This is a genomic window from Exiguobacterium sp. s146 (assembly GCF_018618415.1).
GTDB lineage: Bacteria > Bacillota > Bacilli > Exiguobacteriales > Exiguobacteriaceae > Exiguobacterium.
The window spans coordinates 64,839-86,698 of record NZ_JACSMA010000005.1 but is presented as its reverse complement, the minus strand read 5'-3'; the positions used below and the strand labels follow the sequence as shown (position 1 = coordinate 86,698).

Sequence of the window (21,860 nt, the reverse complement as noted above, 5' to 3'; positions counted from 1 at the left end):
TATGCAGATGAAAGGAGGGCCAATTTATTTCTTAAAATACGTCTATTCCCCTTAATAATAGTGCATTTTAAAACAGGGCAAGAAAACTTTTAACTGTAGATAGACGAAAGCCAATAATCGTTGCATAGAATGACTAATATTTAAAGGATAAGTACCATACAGATAGTAAAAAACCATTCATGGGTCTTTACAACCAAAAAAACTACATATGAGGAGTCTATTATGAAGTCTAAACATAAATTTCGAATAAGCTTAGTAATTTCCTTGGCTTTATTAACTTCTTTTTTCTATCCCTTTAAGCTTTTAACTAGTGTTAACGTCCTAAACGTCGTACATGCAGAGGAATCTCTATTCATAACAACTGAAAATTTGAATTTGCGTTCCTCGTTCTCTTCAAAAAGCAAAGTCCTTTTGACGATTCCAAAAGGAAAAACCATTAAGAAGATAGGTGTATATGGAGAAGATAAATCCTGGTTTAAAGTTTCATTTAATTCAAAAATCGGTTATGTCTCAACGAAGTACGTGACGCCAAAACCTATACCTAAAAATTCAGTCAGTTCAATAAACACAATATATAAAACTAAAACTTCACTAAATCTGCGTAAGGGCCCATCTGTCAAATCACCCGTTTTAATGACTATCCCAAAGTCCAGCCCACTAATGTACCATGCTGCCTCAGGCCCTTGGTATAAAGTATCATACAATGGGACTCAAGGCTATGTGGCAAGTCAGTATGTAACCATATCGCCCTCGGCTATGAAGTCACGAAGTAAGCAAACGACCGAGATTCGCTCAAGCATGTCTTTAGTGAACTCAAAGGTCCTTATTACGATTCCAGCATCTACTGAAGTGACTGTACTAGGAAAATCGGGCACAACGGGTTCTTGGTTAAAAGTTATGTATAACGGTATTACAGGATTCACACCTGCTCGACATTATATAGTGCAAGTGGCACCGGGGGATTCTTTATCCACTTATCCAACATATATTACTATCGAAAATCTTAATTTACGTAACCAAGCGAGTCGTTACGGATCTATTTTGACAACAATTCCCTCAGGCACTTCGATTTCTGTCATATCGAAAAGCGCCAGTTGGTACAAGGTGCGATATAACAATCAAGTCGGTTACGTATCATCTGGTTTTGTGCAACCATTTACCGGAAAAACTCCTATAAAATCACCGGTGATTCCAGCTAACAAACACGTGATTTTAATTGACGCTGGACACGGTGGGGGAGATGCTGGTGCAGTGACTTCAAACGGTACAGTTCAAGAAAAAGTACTCACCCTAAACATTGCTAATCGTGTGGCCGACGAACTAAAGAAAAACTATGAGCTTTATGAAGTGAAACTAACGCGCTCAAATGATAGATACTTGTCACTTGTTGAGCGGACCAATCTATCAGAAAGGCTTGATGCTGACGCTTTCATAAGCGTCCACATTAATTCTTCACCTTCTTTCGCTACAGGTCATGAAGCACTCGTCCCTACTTCTAGCGCGTACACCACAAATCCATATGCGAACGCTAGCCGCAGATTAGGTGAAGTAATTAATCAAGAAATCGCCATGAACGTTCCAGATTTTAAAAATCGAGGCGTTAAGCGACAAGATGTCTATGTGGTAGGAAGAAACACGGTACCTTCTACTCTCATCGAATATGGCTTTATTGCTAACTCAGTAGATCGCTCCTATATGTCGGGAAGTAACATGATCAAAGCAACCGCCAAAGGAATTGATAAATTTATGAAGAGTTACTACTAAATAAACACCAAACAAATACTAACAAACGATTTGACCACTGAATTTGAGACAAAATGTCCTAAATTCAGTGGTCATCATTCATTTCCTCATCAAAATGGCATTATAAGTATTTCTCTTGATATACTCGAATGACAATAAACTCAAAAGAACAACTGACATAGAAATGAAAAGAAATAGAAATATAGATGGTGAAGTAATATTGATACAATGATTCCGGTTCGAGTTTTAATCATGATACGAATACTTTTATCCAGCAACGCATTTTTTATAATAGAGATAAGTTACGGAGGCAACAACATTGTTTACCATGAAAAAAATTATAGCTTCAACTTTACTTGGTGTTATGTTAGTTCAAAGCGCATCCCCTTCTTACGCTTTAAACTTGACTGAAAAACAAAAAAATATCCAGCAGAAGCAAGCGCAAAATTCTACAGAGCAACGTAAAGCTAATACGTCAATTCAGCAGCGTGAACAAGATATCACACTCGAAGAACAGAAACTGAATGACTTGGAATCCGAGTTACAGGATATTATCAATGAGGTCACCCAGAAGAAGGCTGAAATTCGGACAACCCAAAAGAAAATTGCTCAGATTCAAACTCAAATTAAAGAATTCCAGAAAAAAATGAGCTCTCAAAAGACATTGATGGAAGAACGCATGGTCACGATGCAAAAAAACGGTGGTTCTTCTATAAACTGGGCTGAATTTATTTTTGGTTCAAAAGACTTTGGTGATCTGGTTTCACGCATGATCACCGCAGGGACGATTCAAGAAAATGATCAAGAACTTTTCAAAGAATATCAATCAACAAAAAATAAGCTTCAAATTGCTAAAGCTGAATTGGACACTGAAAAAGATAAGCTTATTAGTCAAAAAGAAGAGCTAGAGAATAGTCAGAAAAAATTGAACGGCAAAATTAAAGTGCGGGCTGCTCAAATAAAAAAATTAGAGGCCGAAAAAATCCAGTTCACATCTAAATTGGTAAGCTTGCAACAAATGGAATCGACGCTTCAAGAACAAGAAAAATCAATTCAAGCAGAGATTGAAGCCCAAAGGCTTGAAGAACAAGCTAAAATTCGTACCAAAGAGGCTGCGCGTAAAGCTGCAGAAGCAAAAAGTGCCGAAAAAAATGAAATCAGCGAGAATAAAGCCTCTCTCGAAAAATCACCAAACTCTGAGAAAGTGGTAAACACTTCAAAGACTACGGATTCACTCGCTTCTCCAACAAGTGGCGGAGTTTTTCAACGTCCAACCTCAGGTATCGTAACCCAAGGATGGGGTCCAGCAGGCGGGGCCAATGGCTACAGCTTCCATAATGCACTAGATACAGCTGGACCAGTAGGAACTCCTATTATGGCTGCTCAAACAGGAACTGTAACTCGAGCAGGCTGGGGTGGACCTTATGGAAATCATGTCATCATTACGCATGTCATAGGCGGTCAAGTTTGGACTACCCTTTATGCTCACATGAGCTCATTGTCCGTTTCCGCCGGACAACGTGTGACCCGAGGACAGAACATCGGTGCGATGGGGAGTACCGGAAATTCGACCGGTTCTCATTTACACTTTGAAGTCCATCGAGGAAACTATTCGTACTCAGCTACAAGTGCAGGGAATACAGTCAACCCATCCCAATTTTTCTGAATTTCAGAGGCGAAATTGTTTAACACTATATAATTACTTCAGTAAATCACTTAATATTTAGACCACAGAATATTAGATGCCCCGTAAAAGTTGGACCTGATAATCTAATTTTTATGGGGCGATTTTTATGTCCGAAAGCTTTTAAAGTCTCGGTGACCAAACGCTAACTGACTCGCAAGAAAAACTTCAGAAAGTTAGGATGAGCTTTCGTTCGTGCCCCCACCCCCCTACGAGTGCCTGGGGAATACAATCTCAGGTGCGACATACACATTCACTATGTAGATATTAAAAACGATATGGATGGGTAGACAATCTTTAATCGATTCAATCTTGAAGTACAGACTCTTCTCTCCTTTGATGACCTTCAACTGGCAATATACGTCGAGACGAACCTTAGGTTACTAAGGCCGTGTCTAACGGTCGATGATAAATTTACGGATATGAAGGTCCAAATTCAAACCTAGGTTGTCGAAGTCACCAGATGATCTATTTCATTATCCAACTTTTTGGATTAAGTTCAATTAATATCTTTTGAACTTAATATATAAAATTGAACTTAATATATAAAATGTACATTTCTTTATTTTTTATATAGAAAAGTAAACCAATCGAGCATACGACGCTCTATAAAGTCTTGAACCTTAAAAGTGACATGGGGTCTATGCTCGATAGCTAATAAGATTGCATGATCAGGTCACTTTTAATGTAATAATCAATACATCACATTTTCGTGTATGTTAATATTAAATCGTTTAAAGGAGAGAAAAAAGATGGCAAGGTTTTTTTCACTGTTGATTGTTTTGTTAGTATTATCTGGTTGTGGAAGTACAGTAAGCAATAATGGACCTGAAGTGATTCCAGAATTAATTGATGTACAATTTAAAACAGATCCTGAAATAGTAAAAGCAAACGAAGTTATTGAACTTATAGCAACTGTTTCTCAAGGAAACGAGAAAGTAGACGATGCGGATAAAGTTGAATTCGAGATATGGAAAGAAGGCCAAGAGGAAAGCCAACACGAAAAAATTGAAGCCAATTATCAACAAGACGGACTGTATGTAATTTCTTATATTTTTGAAGAGCCCGGTAAATACTTTATATATTCACATACGACAGCAAGAAGCTATCATTCTATGCCCAAAAACGAAATATTAGTAAAATAATAAATTTTAATTATTACAATTAATAATATAGACGAGCTAATCCATGATGAAAAAACTCGTTTTTATTGAATCGCGCGACAACATCAACCTTGTGATATATGCTCGAAAAATACCAATTTTATGATATATCCTTTCCGCTCCAATGTCTGACACGTCCATTCCGTCGCTCCACCTTGGAAACTACCATCAGTTGTATGCTTATATGTAGGAATATAAACGCGAGTCAAATAGAGTCACATTGCTCAAACGCATCCTCAAAAACTCGAAGGATGCGTTTTTTGTCCTGCTGAGTATTGCGGATACAGAGAGCCACTAGTGCGGACGACTGAGCGAGTCAATATGAAGAAAAAGGCCATCGACTCATCGATGGCCAAGATCTTAGCTTATCCCTAGCCCGTGGTGTTCCCTCATTGAGGTTTCGCCATCGACCAGGATTTTATAGGAGTCGTGTACGATCCTGTCGAGAATTGCGTCCGCGATTTGGGCCTGTCCTAGATTCGAATGCCACTCCGCGTGGCGTTAGACGCGCCCACGCTCTTGCTTTTGACGTTGCCCTTACGCTCCGTGCCTCCCGTTAGAAAGGGCCAGGAACATAGAGATGCGGCGGTGAGCCAGCAGCTCTTGTTATCGGGCCGTCAGGGGGGCAGCGGTGCGATGAGCGACTTCGCCACAAGGCGTTAGACGCTCACGCATGAGCCCAAATCACCATTCCTTCTCCCATGCCCCGTCCTCAGACACGCCCCAATCTTCGAAGCGATACTTGATGAGCCAATGGACATGCATCACCTCATATTCGAATACACCCTTGGATAGCTCTGAGACGACGAAGCTGACGTCTCCATCCTCCACCACCCAGGTCCCATATAGATACACGATCTTGATCGGACGTTCTTCTGCATCCAGATAGATCAACACCCGGAAGTAAGGCGAGTTCCGTCCTTCATCGAATCGGACGACCTTCTCGACACCATGTTCCTTGTCGACGACACGCATCCACTCGGGATGTTCCATCAGTTCCGAGAACACGGTCCGGACGAACGGATCCAATCCTTCGAACGCATAGTCATCAAGCAGCCCCTCGTCCATCACGCCTCCCCCTTCCGGTTCTCTATAGAACGATTCCCCGTAAAAAGACAGTTCAGTCCTCATCCATACACTAGTAGAAACGATTCCCATTCAAAAAAATGTATACACGTATACATGTATACACGTATACAAATCTACATGTATACATCTAGAAAATTCTTACGGTCGACCATATGTTCGAAGCGTATTGGTGGTGAAAAAAACTGTGCTTCTTGTCAATAACTCCCCTTCTTTCACATCACATAGGATATCCATACTCACAAGTTTAAATTCCCCGTTCTTAACGTTTAACCGATCCGGTAGGCGGCGTAGCAATACCTCCGTCATTTCGTCCATCGTCTGTTGGTCTAGTTGGAATTTATCCATCTGAATCATCCTCTCCATTTGATAGCCTAATGATATCTCGCATCCACGTAAGCAACATCTCGCCTAATTTCACGTAAGCCCTAGTGTTGTTTCAAACAAGCCCTAGGGCTTGTTTAGAAAACATGGTCATTTTCAATAAACAAACGCTCTTTTCACTTCTGCCATTTCATCAAAAAAATTATGCGACAGACCAAAATAACGTCCCATCTTCACACACTAACCATCTCGTTTTCGTCATGCGAAAACGACCCTTTTCCGGATCCCGCTCTATGGATCCAGGCGAGAGCAACGCGAGTCGCCCGTCTTCTCAAAGAAAAACGTATGTTTTTCGTCCTTGCCCTTCCCGGACGGACCGGGACCGGTCCCCCGGCCCCACTCCATTCCATTCAACCCATGTAACCTCGCTGTTTCATGCTGACATATGACTCGTCCGCTCCAAGGATGAGATGGTCGAGCACCGGGATGCCGATGAGGTCACCCGCTTCATGCAACCGTTCTGAGACGAGGATATCCTCCCGACTCGGGCTCGGGTCCCCGCTCGGATGTTGGTGACAGGCGATGATGCACGAGGCATTATTGAGAATCGCACATTTGAAGATTTCTCGCGGGTGGACGACACTCGAATTGACGCTTCCGACATGCGCCCGATGGACGCCGATAACCCGATTCTTCGTGTTGAGCATGATGACAAGGAACACTTCACGGTCATCGTCCCCGATGAACGATGCCCCGATTTGTCGGGCATTGTCAGGTGATTGGATGACGGCGTGCTCGAGGGCAACCATTTCCTCTCGAACCTCTTGCTTGATACGGATGACCTCGATGATTGACGATAGTTCCATGATGGTTTGTCCCCTTTCGGATAAGCCGACCTCAGAACGAACACCGTTGTGCGTCCTGTTGACGGGAACGAAGCGAGCGTCGGGAGACGGTGCAAGGGCGACCGCAGGGAGAGCCTCAAAAAAATGCGTAGAGCGCACATAGGTCCAGGCTTCCGTAGCCAACGAGCGAAAAGCCTCGCTTTGAGCCTAAAGCGGAGGAAGACGGGCCGGAGGGCGCGTCATTTTTTTGACGTCCCTTGCACCGACGACCAGCGAGCTAGAGTACGGAAACAGGACGCATGGAACACCGATCACGAAAAAGGCTGTTCAAACGAGATAAACCGGGTATAAAATAGGAACAAACGTTCGTTTTATTAGGAGGATGCTTTTTATGACGATGTATCGCGACCGGGGTGAGCTAAAATGGATCCCATTCCTCATGCCCGAACATAGGGCCCTACTGACGAAATACTATAAGGAAATTCAAAAGATCGAGATGCCCGATGTCGACGAACAGGTCCTATCGGTCTATGAGAATGTGCTGAATGACGCGATCTTCAACGGGAATATGGTGGAGATGAAATATGTGGAGGAGCGGGAGATGAAACGGTTCAAGGGGTTCGTGCACCGAACGAACTATTTGGAGCGGACCGTCGAACTGGCCAATCAGCGGGATGGGGTCATCCATGTGCCGTTCGAGGCTATCATTCACGTGGAACGGTCGATGGACTAACGCCCTGATGGTTGTTTGAAGTCTGCGTCACGAAACGAAGTTTCGCTCCTCGGCTTTTTAAACTTCTAAATAGTTAATTTATGAATTGTAATTGGCATCTCAAAACTTTTGTTCAAGCTTTAATCTGATGCAAATGAACAATTTCACAAAAAACATATCTTGGAATAGGCATATAGAAAATATTTATTAAGGTTTCAATAGCCAATTGCTGTAAACTATTAATGTAATTATCTGTTACCCAAGGAGGAGCAGGGTCTATGAAACCTAAACATGCTATGACTGAAGAAGATATCAAAAATAAATTTATTACTCCTGCCATTGTAGAATCTGGCTGGGACATGAAGTCTCAAATCTATTTCGAACATTACTTTACTGATGGGCGTGTAATTGTCCGCGGTAATTTGACAGCTAGAGCTGAAGGAAAACGTGCAGACTATCTGCTAATGCATAAAAGTAACTATCCTTTGGCTATCATCGAGGCCAAAGATAACAATCATCCAGTAGGCGGAGGGATGCAGCAAGCTATTGATTATGCGGAAATCTTGGATATCCCCTATGCTTACAGTTCGAATGGGGATGCATTCGTTGAACACAATCGCTTAACGGGTGAAGAACGGACGATTTCATTGTCAGAGTTCCCTTCTCACGATGTTCTTTGGTCACGCTATCAACAAGATGCCGGTTTAAGCACCGAACAAGAAGAATTAATCAATGAGCCGTATTACTATCAACTTGGTGATAAAACACCGCGCTACTATCAACGTGTCGCAATCAACCGTACGCTTGATGCAATCGCCCAAGGCCAAAACCGTATCATGCTCGTTATGGCAACAGGAACGGGGAAAACCTATACTGCCTTCCAAATTATCTATCGTCTCTGGAAAGCTGGGATTAAGAAGCGGATTCTTTTCTTAGCCGATCGTAATATTTTAGTTGATCAAACCATGATCAACGACTTCAAGCCGTTTGAAAAGGTCATGACAAAAGTAGAAAATCGAGTTCTCGATAGTGCTTACGAAGTCTATACAGCGCTCTATCAACAGTTAGCTGGTGAAGACGGCATGGAACCTTTCCGCCAATTCGAGCCTGACTTTTTCGATTTAGTTATCATCGATGAGGCTCATCGTGGATCAGCTAAAGAAGAAAGTCGCTGGCGTAAAGTGTTAGAATACTTCAGTGGGCCCGATACGACACATATTGGTTTGACTGCTACGCCAAAAGAAACGAAGAATACTTCAAACATTACGTATTTCGGTGAACCGATCTATACGTACAGTTTAAAGCAAGGAATTGATGATGGTTTTCTTGCCCCTTATAAAGTCGTTCGAGTCGGGTTAGATCGTGATTTAGAAGGTTACCGCCCTGAAAAAGGTAAAGTCGATATGTTCGGAAATGAGATTGAAGATCGAGAGTATAACATTTCCGATTTTGATCGAAACATGATTATTGATGGACGCACCGAAGAGGTCGCCAAACGAATCACAGAATTCTTAAAAAAGCATGATCGTTATATGAAGACGATTGTGTTCTGTGCAAACATCGATCATGCAGAACGTATGCGCAGCGCATTAGTCAACCTTAACGCTGACTTAGTAAGAGAGAATTCAAAGTACATCATGCGCATCACGGGTGATACGCCTGAAGGGAAGGCGCAGCTCGACAACTTTATCGATCGTTCAAGCCAATATCCGACAATTGTCACTACATCAAAATTGCTGACCACAGGCGTCGATGCTAAGACGTGTCGCCTCATCGTACTCGATTCAAATATCAACTCGATGACTGAATTCAAGCAGATCATTGGTCGAGGGACCCGTCTTGATCCCGAATTTGGAAAGGAATACTTCACTATCATGGACTTCCGTAATGTCAGTCGTCTATTTGCTGATCCAGAGTTTGATGGAGACCCTGAAGTCATTTACGAAGTGCCTGAAGATGGTGAGCTACCAGACGAAACAAATGAGCCTGGTGGAACGTCGAATACGAACACTCCTTCTCCTACTGGACTTCCAGGCGGAAACAGTGATGAAGATGACTATTACGCAGCACCAAAAAAATATCGAGTCAACGATGTTGATGTAAAAATCGCTAATGAACGTGTTTATTATTATGATGTTGGCGGAAAACTCATCACTGAAAATTTGATTGATTATACGAAGCGCAATATTCGTAGTGAATACGCTACGTTAGAGGAGTTTTTACGTAAATGGAAAAGTGCCGAACAAAAACAATCCCTACTTGATGAATTGAAAAAACACGGTGTTTTATTGGAAGCTTTGTTCGATCAGGAACCGCACTTGAAGGATCTCGATGAGTTTGATTTGATTTGTCACTTAGCGTACGATCAAAAGCCACTGACAAAGGCTGAGCGAGCGAACAACGTGAAAAAACGTGGTTATATCTATCAGTATCAAGATGTGGCTCGTGATGTCCTCGAATTATTGCTTGAAAAGTACCAAAATGAAGGGGTCAAAGAAATTGACGGTACTACCGTTCTTGAACTCCCAGAGTTTCAGCGTTTCGGCAGTTCACTTAAAATCGTTAAGGCTTTTGGTGGAAAAAAAGAGTATTTAAACGCATTAAAACAATTAAAAGATGAAATTTATATTTCCTAGGAGTTGTAATTCATGTCAATCACCTCGTTTGTAAAGAATATGCAAAATATTATGCGTAACGACGCTGGAATTTCTGGTGACGCGCAGCGTCTCGAACAAATCGTTTGGATTTTGTTCCTTAAAGTCTATGCAGCTAAAGAAGAGCAATGGGAATTGCATGACGATAACTACACTTCCATCATTCCAGAAGAATGCCGTTGGGAAAATTGGGCCGTCGATAAGAAAGACGGAAAATCCTTAACAGGAGAAGCACTTCTCAATTTCGTGAACGGTACTCTTTTCCCTACTCTTAAAACGCTTCCGGTAGACGAATTGACACCGGTAAGTAAATCCATCGTCAAATTTGCTTTTGAAGATGCGAACAACTACATGAAAAATGGTGTGCTCTTACGCCAGGTCGTAAACGTTATTGATGAAATTGACTTTACTGACTACAAAGAACGTCATGCCTTTAACGAAATTTATGAACAAATTTTAAAGGATCTTCAAGCACAGCGCGCATCGGGAGAGTTCTACTCTCCTCGTGCGACGACTGACTTTATGGTACAAGTCACTAATCCTCAACTCGGAGAACGTGTCGCTGACTTCGCTTGTGGGACAGGTGGGTTCTTAACTTCATCACTGAATCACTTGATTCAACAAGTCACGACAACAGAAGAACGTGAGCTCTATAATGCTTCTGTCTTCGGGATTGAAAAGAAGGCGTTTCCTTACTTACTCGCCATTACGAACTTATTGCTCCATGACATTGATAATCCAATGATTGTTCACGGGAATTCTTTAGAAAAAAATGTGCGCGATTACTCTGAACGTGAAAAATTCGAAGTTATTCTAATGAATCCGCCTTACGGTGGATCAGAAATTGATGGGATTAAAATGAATTTCCCACTCGAATTACGCAGTAGCGAAACAGCTGATTTGTTTATGTCCGTTATTATGTACCGATTAAAAAAGGATGGTCGCGCTGGCGTCATCTTGCCAGATGGTTTTTTGTTTGGTGAAGATGGATCGAAGCTCGCGATTAAAGAAAAACTCATCAAAGAATTCAATTTGCATACGATTATCCGGTTACCACATAGCGTATTCGCACCATATACATCGATCCACACAAACATGTTGTTCTTTGATAAAACAAAACCAACAGAAGATGTTTGGTTTTACCGATTAGACATGCCCGAAGGTTATAAAAACTTTTCTAAAACACGTCCAATCAAACTAGAACATTTTGAACCTGCCTTAGAGTGGTGGAATAATCGTGTAGAAATCATCGATGGAAAGAACGAAAAAGCACGTAAGTTTACAGCGGAAGAAATAATCGGCCGGAATTACAACCTTGATTTATGTAAGTTCCCTCAAGATGAAGAAGTTATCTTAGAGCCTCAAGAACTGATAGAAAACTATGTGGCAGAGCGCTCACGTCTAAATCATGAAATCGATAGTATCTTAAGTGAAATTCAATCTATGTTAGGTGAAGTTAAATGAATGCAGTCGAGCTAAAAAAATCCGTATTAAATTATGCTTTCCAGGGTAGACTTACAAAAACATCTACCCTTAATGATTCTGCAAAACACACTTTAGAAAAAATTATGCAGGAACAAATAACTCTCATCAAAGAAAAGAAGATAAAAAAAGAGAATAGCATAGACAGTACGAACTATAGCGATATTCCTTTTGATATTCCGGATCATTGGGTTTGGGTTAAACACAATCAAATTTTTGAAATTATTGGAGGTTCCCAGCCTCCAAAATCGTATTTCAAATCCGAACCATCACCAAATTATGTACGTTTATACCAAATTAGAGACTATGGGAATTCGCCTGTTCCTGTATATGTCCCAAAAAACAAAGTCACCAAATTCACTAATGACGGAGATATATTACTCGCTAGATACGGTGCTTCTGTAGGGAAAGTTTTTATAGCTAAACAAGGTGCCTATAATGTGGCAATGGCTAAAATCAAAAAGTTGTTTCAGTCAGAACATCTAATCGACAATTTGTATTTGTACTACTACTACTGTTCTTCTATTTATCAATCGAAAGTTCGAAATTTCAGCCGTTCAGCTCAGTCTGGTTTTAATAAAAATGATTTAAATTCTCTGTGGTTCCCATTACCTCCTTTAGAAGAACAAAAACGAATCATAGATAAAATTGAAGAACTGTTTTTTAAAATTGATTCCTACGATAATCATTACTTAGCTTTAGAAGCTTTAAACAAACGTTTCCCCAAAGACTTGGAGAAATCAATCCTTCAATATGCTATGGCAGGTAAATTAGTAGAACAAGATACTTCAGATGAACCTGCTTCAGAACTATTGAAACGAATTTCTGAACAAAAGGAACAAATGGTCAAAGAAAAAATCATCAAGAAAGAAAAAGCTCTTCCTCCTATAATCGAGGAAGAAATTCCTTTTGATATTCCTGAGACATGGGAGTGGGTAAAGTTAGGTGAAATCTGCGTCACTAACATCGGTGTCACTTACAAACCTGAATCTATAACCACAAAAGAGAATCCTAATTCAATACCTGTTTTAAGATCTTCGAATATCCAAAACAGTTTGATAGATTTAAATGATTTAGTTTATGTGAATAGTGAAGTTCGTAATAATCAATTCCTTCATCCAGGTGATATTTTGATGTGTGTTAGAAATGGTAGTCCAAAATTAGTTGGGAAAACAGCTATAGTAAATTGTTCTGGAATGGCATTTGGAGCATTTATGTCTAAAGTTTCTTCTCCAATTAATGAATATCTTCAAATTTTCTTTCAATCTAACGTTTTTAAAGACCAACTTGTTAGTTCAAAAACTACTACAATTAATCAAATTACACAGTCTGTTCTAAAAAATATACTAGTGCCTATCCCTCCCTTAGAAGAGCAAAAGCGAATTGTTTTTGCCACTAATAACGTTTTAAACAAATTTAAAGAAAAGTTCAAACACGTCTTTTAAACGAACTTTAAAAAGACATCTTTGTCTGCCGATACACTTAAAAACGAAAAGGGCTTTAAATGGCTCTTTTCATTTTGGTCCCATTGTCCATTAACTCATCTTTTAATCAATATATATTCTATCCGATATTTAATGAGAAAATGAACATTCACAAACGCGCCATCTACAATCCTCTTTTCAAGACTCTCCACGTCCTTGAAATTAAAAAAATTCTAACTTCAAGGACGATTTTTAGTGACACCATATTATCAACTCATTTAGTCGCTTTCATTGACACGATCACTCAACTTTAATATATTATAAGTAATCAACTAGCAGGCTGGACTGACCAGCCAACAACGGCCCCTTATCTTTCGGTAAGGGGCCGTTTATTTTATACTGTTCATATCAAAACTATAGTTATGGAGGACCTTGTTCATGTCGAAACCGGAAAAGATATTCAAATCCACGACCGAACAACTTGACCTTCTGCAACGACGAGGTCTCGTCATAGATGACCCGATGTTCGCGGAGGAGGCATTGATTCGAACGAGTTATTATGAAATCATCAACGGCTACAAAGACCTTTTCATCGACGTGAACGTTGAGGAGGAACGCTTCCAAAGGGGGACAACGTTCTCAGAGATATATTACCTATATGAGATGGACAACACTCTCCGTTTTGCCATGTTGTCGGCGACCCTGTCTGCGGAGAACCTTCTACGCTCTGTCATCGCCTACGTCCTCGCTGAAGAGCATGGACATTCCGTAAAAGACTATCAACACAACCGGAATTTTCGACAGGGTAAGAAAATCATGCACGGCCGGGCAAAAGGGAAATTCGAGCGCGAACTGCTGCTGCAAATCTTTACCGAGGTCTATCATTCCACCCACCAACCCATGACCTATTATCGCGAAACCTATAAAGACATGCCCCCTTGGATCCTGGTGAAGGGCCTGAGCTTCGGGAACCTACAATATCTGTTCAAACTGATGCTTCCCGAGTCGAAGACTAAAGTCATCGCACGTGCGACAGGGATGAGCCCTGAGTTGATTGATGACCGTTTCAAACAATCTTTCTCAGAGATGTTTGACATACTGGTCGCTTTTCGGAACTGGGCGGCACATGGGGGACGTGTGTACAACCATCGCGTCCGCAGGAGGCTGAGTCATTCTCCCGCACACGCCCGGTTCAATGTGACGCACTCCGCCTATCAGAAACACGGTCGGGGACGAGACGACATCCTGAGCCTCATCATCGCCTTGTCCTATCTTCGAGAGCGAGGGATGGCGGAACGATTCATCCAATCAGTCACCTCAGAGATCAATGATTACGTGATCAGTTTCCCGAGGCACGAAGACATGCTTCTGAGTCAGATGAACCTCCCGACAGCACTATTTAAGGAGTGGCTACATAACTTATAGTCGGACAAACAAAACCGGGAAACTTCAATGTGAAGCTTCCCGGTTCATATTTCCAATCCCCGTCTTGATTACAATGAAGCGAACCGTTCCTATTCATCATCTTGACGTTTCTTCAAAGAGTTTCGTATCTAAATCATCGATGTGACCGGTCTGGACATCATTCAAATAGTCTTCCAACTGGGAGAGAGACAAAATCCTGCCTTCCCGTTCAATATACTCGGCGATTCGGCGAGCCGGATTTTCTACATCATATTGTTTGAAATAACGATGTGAACCAATAATCAACAATTCTCGTTTCGTCCTCGACAGGGCTACGTTCAATCGGGCGGCATCTGAAAAGAACCTCGTCTTCTTTTTCGAGCGTGTCGTACAATAAAGGATCACCTCTGCCTCTTCACCTTGAAATCCATCGACAGTATCTACCTTGATACGCCCCTCCCGCAATTGAACACCCAATCGTGGGCACGACCCGAGCATCTTGATAATCAGTCTCTTCTGGGCTCTGTAAGGGGTGATGACCCCGAACGTGTCTGAACCCTTCCTGACCAACTTGTCTAAAATGGCCTTCACGACCACTGCCTCCCTCTCGTTACTCAAGGGAGTCTCTTGCTCGAAATAATCCGGATCGTCCCCTAAATCAAGCCATGTCATTTCATTCGGGAAGTGTATCGGTTTTTTATGCAATGTTGATTCTCCGCTCAACAGGTCATTCTCATAGAATAATGAACTGATGAGACCACCCAATGAAGTAGGCATACGATATTGCGTACCCAAACGATTTTTGGCGTGGGGAGGCGTTTGAATATATAGACGCTCGAACAGGCTCTTCTCAATCAACTCATCCTTGATATGGGGTTCCTCATTTGCGAGCAGACCATCCCGGTCTGTCAGTGACGGATGCATCGTCGGAGGTAGTTGGAGGTGGTCACCAATCAAGAGGGCTTTTCGTGCTCTGATCAAAGGGAGAAGCATCTCCCCGGGAAGGGCCCGTCCCGCCTCATCGACGATCACCAAATCGAATTGTAGACGGTCTATCCCAATCTTTCTTCTCGCCAGGCCGACACAGGTGGCCCCAACAATCTGTTTAGATTGGAGAATGAGGGTGGCGATGGTCGCGGAGTCTTCTTTTTCCAATTCTTCACGCCAATCCATGAGCAGCGGTCTCAGGTTATCTGGAACGACTTTCTCTGCGATGCGTTGGCGGTACAGACGCTCGACCTCTTCGAAACTATAGGCGACGAGCTCACGCTGCATCTTACCTTCGTTCCCACAGCGAACCAGACCAGACGGATAATGATCGATGAAGTCCGTCAATACGTTATCCACGGCGACGTTAGATTGGGAGGTAATCAATATACGGTCATGAGGGTGGCGTTTCAGATGCTGTCGAACAATCTCTTGGATGACAGTGGTCTTCCCACTTCCAGGCGGTCCTTGAATCATGTACAAAGATTCTGCACCAAGTGCCATCTCCACGATTTCCCTTTGTCTCTTATTTGATGCTATGTGTGGGTTGAAATAATCAGCGTCCTCTAGTCGCACCGGTTCAATCTGTGGGATTTGCGAAGGATCCAATAACAGCTCATGGATGACCGATGAGGCAACCTCTCCTTGTCTGAAGCTTCTGATGGCATGGAACTGTTGATGCTCCGCATAGCTGCGTCCCATATAGTACAATGCAAAATCGTCTAAATCACTCCTCAACATGACCTCATCCGGTTCGAGCAAAATGAGCATGTATTCCTCACGAACGATGGCCACTCGTTCACCATATCTGGGGTGGTCCATTATCATATATTGACGGTGACGGAATATGGCGTCAGGGCCGCCAAGAAAATTCTCGAGCTCTCGAGAGTGGGTAAAGCGTAGATTCACTTTTACACGTCTAATCGTCGGGTCGAAGGCTTGGTCAATCAGTTCCACCTGTTCTTTGTAAGGGCCTTTGCGGGCTATGGAGACGCTCAACCTCTCCATCAGGTCGGTCCACTTGTTGTAATACAATCGGGTCGCGATGGCCTTTTGGATGACCCTCTGTTTACGGAATTCCGATTCCAGGTAGAGGTGTAGATGGATGGTCGGTTCGGTCATGGAAGGGGTCGATTCGATTAATAACTTCCATTCCGATTCATCTCTGATGTGGAGCGTGAACTCACTTACGACGAAGACCTCTTCTGCACGAATAAGTTCTTCTTTGGCCAACTCCTGATGAAATCGAAAATAGAGCGGCATCTGATTTTCGTCCTTCACCAACTCTACCAGCAGCCCCACGTCCGTGGATAACTGCATCCGAAAATAGTTCGTATCTGAACAGGGGGCGACCTTCCATTCCCTTGAGGAGAACGAACCTTCCCTTTTCGACAGTTCATCCATGAACTCGACGGACGACACCTTGTCAGGAACCGCAAGTGCGACCTCGTCCAGTTGTAGCAGGTTCAAGCTCCGTACAAACTGTTCCGTCACACGAGGACTCTTTTTACCATTGAAAAAATGATAATCCACAACGAGCGGATAGACGATAAGTTCCATCAACGGTTGAGGTCTGCCTCCCAAGGGCTGAATCAACTCTTGGTTCGGGAGAGTGAGTTCAATCCCGTGATAGGAGACGATAGACTCGTGTCTCGTGTTCTTCACAACCTGTACGTTTAACCCTGAGGACTGGGCGTTCTCCAGATGCTCCTTGAAATATCCATGCCCGACCGATGCTGTCCATGTACCGCTATCCCTAAGTCCAATCAAACATAAAGGAACGATTTGGCCATCCTCATAATCTAATACACGATGACGATCACAGTCACTCAGGTAGATGGAAAAAGATAGCAATTCCGATTCAAAAATGTCACCTCCGAGCAACTCCTCTTTGGTTGCATAGAAGAGCCTACCTACGTATGGGTAATCGTTAGGTAACGTCAATTCGAACTCGAAAGGGGCGGCATGTCTTTTTTGGGCCCATTCCATCTTCCTTTCATACCGAGCGAGGTAATTCACGTAAGCGTTCATTTTAGCCAGCGCTTCTTCGAACTCATATAACATCTTCGCAATCGCGTGTGCACGCAGTTGATTGGTCTCGCCACGCTCATCTCTGCGGATGGCATATAGTTTGTTTTTCTCATCCTTGAATTGTCGGATTTGTCTCTCAAACATCTCCCTACGCTCCTTTGCCGAGGAGATGAAATGATTGAACTTTGCTTGGCGTAGGGCCTCTGCTTTAATATATTCTTCTCTCTGGCGGAGTTCTCTACGCGCCTTCTTGAAGGATTCTTCGCGAGAAATCCCGGACCGCCTGAAAGATTCGACCATGAGATCGACTTCTTTTTGAAAACGTTCCACATCCCTCGCCTGCCGCGCTTGTTCCCTCTCGATGTCATCCTTAAGATCGCGGTGCTTCTCACGTTCGCAATCCGAGGCCTCCCCGTTCAAGAAATCCGATACGGTGGACAATACGAACGTCCCTACGACAAGGGCCCCGACGAGTGCAGGTATCATTTAAGGAGCGAGACAAGCTTCTCGCGGATGTCCTGCATCTCTATCTTGATTTCAGTCACCTGCTCTGGGCTCAGTGTATTTGACGCGAGTTGTGCGCGTAGGAAGCGATAGTCTCCTTCAAGCATCTCGATGCTTGATTTTGCCCTGTCTTGATTACGTATCTCTAACATTCTCGCCTCATGCTCCTTCTCGATTTTCAGTTGTTCATTATCTTGTTCCCGCATCTTTTGTTTGTGTTGATATTTGTCCTGCTTCGCATCAAGCTCTGCCTTCACGATGCTTTCATGAATCCTTGCCTCATTCTCTTTTAGTTGATTATCTAATTCACGTCTACTCGTCTTGTTCGACTCTTCGATTTCCATCATACGAGTCTTGGACTCCACCTTCACGACTTCATGTGCCTTCTTGGCTGCATAAACATTCGATATATTTCTGGAAATGTCGGCAGCCGCTTCTAATCCCTTTCCAATCACCTCAGGATTTTGCCAAGGCTTACCGGACGCCGCTCCCCCTACATTGGCGGGTAGGTCTTCTTTTTTTATCGGTAGGTTCGATGAACCTTTCGGCTCGTTACTTTTTGTCATATCTATTCCTCCTTGACGTTGATCACACCATGTTGATGGCGGCATTCTTATGCATCACCTGGAGCTGTCTGATGTCTTCCTCGAGTCTATTGACTTGATGCATCGTTTGCTGCGCGGTATCTCCGAATTGAGTGTCCAAGAGTTCTTTCCACCATTCCACATCATCTTGTAGGAGGCAAATTGCCTTCCCGACCAAGGATACTTGTTGCTGGGCCATCTGTAACTGTTGGACAAACTCTTGCGTCCTGGCATTCAACCTGGCTTCTTCGACTCGAATCGACTTCATCCGTTGTTCTTCCAACTGTTGTTGCATCGTCTCGAGTGCACGTATGCGTGTCGCTTGCTCTGCATCGATTCTCTCTTGGAATATTTTTCGTTTTTCTAGTAACTCCTCTTCGTTCTTACGATTGAGCATTTCACCCTCGAGTTGGGATTTGGCTAACAGGCTCTCCAGCTCCACAGTAATCTTTTTCAATTGACCATATTCATAGAGTGCGGACCCGAAGCGTACGACTTCGATGGCAAACTCGATTGTCTGATAAGGTACCCCCGCCGCCACTCTCCCATTACCTGCAAATCTACCTCCGAATTTAAGACCAGATTTCATGTTCCACCCCCCTGTTCACCTTGCTCTTCTAACCATGAGACAGGGATTCGTTTGACGGCATGAAATGAATCGTACTCTATTTCGAGCATTTCCGTATCATATCCTTCCTCGGCCAGCTTTGTTTCGAACCGCCTCAACAATTCTGAGGAACGGTCCGTCCCATGTACTCTGATCCCGTCCCCTAAACGTGTTGGTGGGGCATGCACAGAGAATGAACCGGTGACCTCATCGATGTACATACTTATTCGCCTATACTTTTCATATGTGTCTCTCTGCTCGAAGAGGCGGAGCGCCTCTTCGCTCAACCAATTCGGACGTTCCTTTCGGAAACGTTCGAGGTGCTCCCAATCATTCTCTTGAATATCATGGAGCACAGAAGGTTCTTTGAGACGAATGGAATTGATTGGGTAATGAAGTTCGAAAAATGGTCCGTCAGATATGGTCGAGGAGGTCTCAAGAAGGAGAGAAGTGTCCACCACCTCTTCAAAGTACGTAGGTACGGCTCTCAGCAAGAATGGTCTGACTTTAGGTGTCGCATCCCTTTGAAACTCTAGTTTTAGAACAAGTTGTTCAGCTTCAAGTTGATCCATCACCTCTTCGGGTGGCATAGTCGATTGAATCAGGTCAAAGGTGTTGTAGGGATTCTCCCTTTGATACAGGGAAGGGGTGATTTTTCTTCTGCTCTCGGTAGATGACTCGAGCTGGTTTTCAAACATTACTCGTTCATGCTCGATGTCAAAGAAAATATTCCAACCGCCAGAATCCAATCGCTCCGAGACGATCAATCGTTCGTACAATCTCTCCCCTATCAGAGTCAGCGTGAAATCGTCACCTATTTCCTCAAGCATGCCTCTTCTAATCAGCCAATCTGCCTGTTCCCGGATGACCCCTTCGCTCAATTCGGTCACTTCTACAAGTTCCTTGGTCTTCACTCCTTGAGCGGCACCTTTAAGCAAAAGTCTCAAGACCGGTCCGAGCTCCGTTTTCAATGTCGAGGTGATTGAGATCCTCCCGAGAAACCCCTCTATTTCAATTTTTAAAGGTTCAGGTAACTGTCGAATCCACATAGCTTCACCTCATCGATTTACTAAATTACATCCATTTTACTTTTGTTTGAAGTACCAAACCATCGTTTCTATTAATATATGGTAAATAAATTTCTATATTTTAACTTTTTGAATGAATACTACATATTCATCGATAAGTTATATAAAGTCTTAAAGTCCGAGGCGTGAATCCCTGCAAGATAATTTACCATGATAAATTTGTTACCCACCTTCTATGTCGCTATTGTTTTAAAATCAAAAAGAATGTTGCGCGAGTAAAGTTTATTGAGCTGATCTACACTATTAATCAACTAACTAAGATGTCTGGAGGCACATTTGAGACGAAGGGACGAGATGTAATGAACTGTGGAGAAGATATTATGGTATGGTCTTATTGGAGAGCGGTCATACGATACGGGCATGTGGGGAAAGGCAAAGAAATCAGTGTGGCACGATATCTGGTCATGCCTGACTATTTTATGATGGTCGATGTGATGACCGTCATCAACGAGATGCCAGGGACGAAAAAACGTGCAATGACCTCACTTCGAAAAATCGATTATACAGAGTATTTAGAAGGTCTCCGCGCAGAGAAGGAGAACTTCTTTCTACAAAGACTCTTCGAAGGGAAAGAAGCTCTTTAAAACAAGATAGTATGAGATTTTTTGTATACATTTCGACGTCGAAACGTATACAAATCTAATCAATCCTGAAGGACCGCATCGACAATACAGCTGACAGAGTGGTGAGAACAGAACAATGGATACACAAGAGACGAAGGTGACCTCATTCCGGGTGTCGCCTGATGTGAAACAACGTATACAGGGCTTGATGGAGGAGCGACAGCTCTCGACAAATCAATTGTTCGAGGAGCTTTTGCAATTGGCCGACAAAGATTCCCCTGACCCGGTCATCGCCGAGGAGGACGCCGTATTGGAGGCGACACTCTTGCAGGTGAGGGCTCTATTCCATGAACGGGCGACCCGTATTGAGGCGCAGATTCGAGAGAACAATCGAATCAAATCCAAACACCTCACGGCGGTGAACGAGCTCGAGCAGGGCATCCTCGAGGAAAAGGACCGTCTCGAAATGGCGCATGAGGAGAACTTGTCTGCACTCGAAATAGAGAGGCGGAATCTCGAAGAGCGACTCGAAATCGCACTACAGGAGAATGGCGAGCTGGCTTCCACCTTGGAGGCGGAACGCACGGCATCCAAGGTGGTCACGAAAGGTCTGAAGCGAGAGGTGTTCGATTTAGAAGGAAAACTCAAGAGACTCGAGGACGAACGCTCCCAGCTTTACCGTCAGAACCAGAGCCTGGTCGACATGGTCGAAGATCTGAAAGGGCGCATACGACGCTCGGATCAATTAGAAGAGGAGAACCAAAGACTCCATCTCGAGGTACAGATTCTGCGTCGCGAGAAGGAAGCCTTTGAGAGTCGACTTGACGAGCAGGTCGAGCTCGCCATCCTGCGAGAACGGAACAAGAGTCACGAAGCATTCGATGAATGAAAAAAGGCACCACCGGGTAAATTGACTCACCCAGTTGGTGCCTTTTGATATATCTCAAAACTTGAACCGATATAATCCTTTAGCCG

General features: G+C 43.2%; 16 protein-coding genes and 1 pseudogene. 10 read left to right on the top strand and 7 right to left on the bottom strand.

The window, feature by feature from the left end:
* Positions 1-222 precede the first annotated feature (222 nt).
* From KNP83_RS13525 to KNP83_RS13515, 3 genes are all read left to right on the top strand, one after another.
* Entirely contained in the window at positions 223-1,764 is a 1,542-nt protein-coding gene (locus KNP83_RS13525; RefSeq protein WP_081828362.1) for an N-acetylmuramoyl-L-alanine amidase, read from the top strand.
* Between the two features lie 307 nt (positions 1,765-2,071).
* The gene (locus KNP83_RS13520; RefSeq protein WP_029336183.1) at positions 2,072-3,409 is read left to right on the top strand and encodes a murein hydrolase activator EnvC family protein; all 1,338 of its coding nucleotides are present in this window, start codon (positions 2,072-2,074) and stop codon (positions 3,407-3,409) included.
* Between the two features lie 770 nt (positions 3,410-4,179).
* Complete coding sequence (locus tag KNP83_RS13515) at positions 4,180-4,572, top strand: FixH family protein (RefSeq protein WP_029336184.1); 393 nt, start codon at positions 4,180-4,182, stop codon at positions 4,570-4,572.
* A gap of 378 nt (positions 4,573-4,950) precedes the next feature.
* On the opposite strand, the pseudogene KNP83_RS13510 reads toward KNP83_RS13515, so the two are convergent.
* From KNP83_RS13510 to KNP83_RS13500, 3 genes and pseudogenes are all read right to left on the bottom strand, one after another.
* Positions 4,951-5,079, bottom strand: a pseudogene (locus KNP83_RS13510) (ATP-binding protein); the annotation flags it as partial.
* A gap of 195 nt (positions 5,080-5,274) precedes the next feature.
* The gene (locus KNP83_RS13505) at positions 5,275-5,658 is read right to left on the bottom strand and encodes a hypothetical protein (protein WP_214762935.1); all 384 of its coding nucleotides are present in this window, start codon (positions 5,656-5,658) and stop codon (positions 5,275-5,277) included.
* A 752-nt stretch (positions 5,659-6,410) separates the two neighbouring features.
* Positions 6,411-6,866, bottom strand: a complete 456-nt coding sequence (locus tag KNP83_RS13500; protein ID WP_131486123.1) for a JAB domain-containing protein — start codon at positions 6,864-6,866, stop codon at positions 6,411-6,413.
* A gap of 370 nt (positions 6,867-7,236) precedes the next feature.
* Between KNP83_RS13500 and KNP83_RS13495 the strand changes: the two genes are divergently transcribed.
* The 5 genes from KNP83_RS13495 to KNP83_RS13475 all read left to right on the top strand — a co-directional run bounded on the left by KNP83_RS13495 (position 7,237) and on the right by KNP83_RS13475 (position 14,542).
* Positions 7,237-7,578 carry a YolD-like family protein gene (locus KNP83_RS13495; protein ID WP_251139393.1) on the top strand — a complete coding sequence of 114 codons (342 nt, stop codon included), beginning with the start codon at positions 7,237-7,239 and terminating at the stop codon, positions 7,576-7,578.
* Between the two features lie 257 nt (positions 7,579-7,835).
* The gene (gene hsdR, locus KNP83_RS13490; RefSeq protein ID WP_251139392.1) at positions 7,836-10,193 is read left to right on the top strand and encodes an EcoAI/FtnUII family type I restriction enzme subunit R; all 2,358 of its coding nucleotides are present in this window, start codon (positions 7,836-7,838) and stop codon (positions 10,191-10,193) included.
* Between the two features lie 12 nt (positions 10,194-10,205).
* Positions 10,206-11,675 (top strand): class I SAM-dependent DNA methyltransferase, encoded by a 1,470-nt coding sequence (locus KNP83_RS13485; RefSeq protein WP_214762933.1) that lies wholly within the window; start codon positions 10,206-10,208, stop codon positions 11,673-11,675.
* Positions 11,672-13,138, top strand: coding sequence for a restriction endonuclease subunit S (locus tag KNP83_RS13480; protein WP_214762932.1), 1,467 nt, complete (start codon positions 11,672-11,674; stop codon positions 13,136-13,138). Before KNP83_RS13485 ends, KNP83_RS13480 begins: the two co-directional genes overlap by 4 nt.
* Positions 13,139-13,555: 417 nt before the next feature.
* Complete coding sequence (locus KNP83_RS13475) at positions 13,556-14,542, top strand: Abi family protein (protein ID WP_214762931.1); 987 nt, start codon at positions 13,556-13,558, stop codon at positions 14,540-14,542.
* Positions 14,543-14,638: 96 nt separating this feature from the next.
* Here the strand turns inward: KNP83_RS13475 and KNP83_RS13470 are convergent, their stop codons facing one another.
* From KNP83_RS13470 to KNP83_RS13455, 4 genes are read right to left on the bottom strand one after another with little or no spacing between them, the layout of a single operon-like run.
* Positions 14,639-17,980 carry a DEAD/DEAH box helicase gene (locus KNP83_RS13470; RefSeq protein WP_214762930.1) on the bottom strand — a complete coding sequence of 1,114 codons (3,342 nt, stop codon included), beginning with the start codon at positions 17,978-17,980 and terminating at the stop codon, positions 14,639-14,641.
* A gap of 41 nt (positions 17,981-18,021) precedes the next feature.
* Positions 18,022-18,609 (bottom strand): hypothetical protein, encoded by a 588-nt coding sequence (locus tag KNP83_RS13465; protein ID WP_214762929.1) that lies wholly within the window; start codon positions 18,607-18,609, stop codon positions 18,022-18,024.
* Positions 18,610-18,631: 22 nt separating this feature from the next.
* On the bottom strand, positions 18,632-19,168 hold the full coding sequence (locus KNP83_RS13460; protein ID WP_214762928.1) for a hypothetical protein: 537 nt from the start codon (positions 19,166-19,168) through the stop codon (positions 18,632-18,634).
* A 44-nt stretch (positions 19,169-19,212) separates the two neighbouring features.
* On the bottom strand, positions 19,213-20,283 hold the full coding sequence (locus tag KNP83_RS13455) for a hypothetical protein (protein WP_214762927.1): 1,071 nt from the start codon (positions 20,281-20,283) through the stop codon (positions 19,213-19,215).
* Positions 20,284-20,642: 359 nt separating this feature from the next.
* Here KNP83_RS13455 and KNP83_RS13450 point away from each other — a divergent pair, with 359 nt between their 5' ends.
* Positions 20,643-20,906, top strand: a complete 264-nt coding sequence (locus KNP83_RS13450) for a hypothetical protein (RefSeq protein ID WP_214762926.1) — start codon at positions 20,643-20,645, stop codon at positions 20,904-20,906.
* A 115-nt stretch (positions 20,907-21,021) separates the two neighbouring features.
* Entirely contained in the window at positions 21,022-21,774 is a 753-nt protein-coding gene (locus tag KNP83_RS13445) for a hypothetical protein (RefSeq protein ID WP_214762925.1), read from the top strand.
* Positions 21,775-21,860: the final 86 nt, after the last annotated feature.

Excerpts from the sequence above, each read along its gene's own strand:
- KNP83_RS13525 (WP_081828362.1), top strand. The coding sequence starts at position 223 with ATGAAGTCTAAACATAAATTTCGAATAAGCTTAGTAATTTCCTTGGCT.
- KNP83_RS13520 (WP_029336183.1), top strand. The coding sequence starts at position 2,072 with ATGAAAAAAATTATAGCTTCAACTTTACTTGGTGTTATGTTAGTTCAA.
- KNP83_RS13515 (WP_029336184.1), top strand. The coding sequence starts at position 4,180 with ATGGCAAGGTTTTTTTCACTGTTGATTGTTTTGTTAGTATTATCTGGT.
- KNP83_RS13505 (WP_214762935.1), bottom strand. The coding sequence starts at position 5,658 with ATGGACGAGGGGCTGCTTGATGACTATGCGTTCGAAGGATTGGATCCG.
- KNP83_RS13500 (WP_131486123.1), bottom strand. The coding sequence starts at position 6,866 with ATGGAACTATCGTCAATCATCGAGGTCATCCGTATCAAGCAAGAGGTT.
- KNP83_RS13495 (WP_251139393.1), top strand. The coding sequence starts at position 7,237 with ATGACGATGTATCGCGACCGGGGTGAGCTAAAATGGATCCCATTCCTC.
- hsdR (WP_251139392.1), top strand. The coding sequence starts at position 7,836 with ATGAAACCTAAACATGCTATGACTGAAGAAGATATCAAAAATAAATTT.
- KNP83_RS13485 (WP_214762933.1), top strand. The coding sequence starts at position 10,206 with ATGTCAATCACCTCGTTTGTAAAGAATATGCAAAATATTATGCGTAAC.
- KNP83_RS13480 (WP_214762932.1), top strand. The coding sequence starts at position 11,672 with ATGAATGCAGTCGAGCTAAAAAAATCCGTATTAAATTATGCTTTCCAG.
- KNP83_RS13475 (WP_214762931.1), top strand. The coding sequence starts at position 13,556 with ATGTCGAAACCGGAAAAGATATTCAAATCCACGACCGAACAACTTGAC.
- KNP83_RS13465 (WP_214762929.1), bottom strand. The coding sequence starts at position 18,609 with ATGACAAAAAGTAACGAGCCGAAAGGTTCATCGAACCTACCGATAAAA.
- KNP83_RS13455 (WP_214762927.1), bottom strand. The coding sequence starts at position 20,283 with ATGTGGATTCGACAGTTACCTGAACCTTTAAAAATTGAAATAGAGGGG.
- KNP83_RS13450 (WP_214762926.1), top strand. The coding sequence starts at position 20,643 with ATGGTATGGTCTTATTGGAGAGCGGTCATACGATACGGGCATGTGGGG.
- KNP83_RS13445 (WP_214762925.1), top strand. The coding sequence starts at position 21,022 with ATGGATACACAAGAGACGAAGGTGACCTCATTCCGGGTGTCGCCTGAT.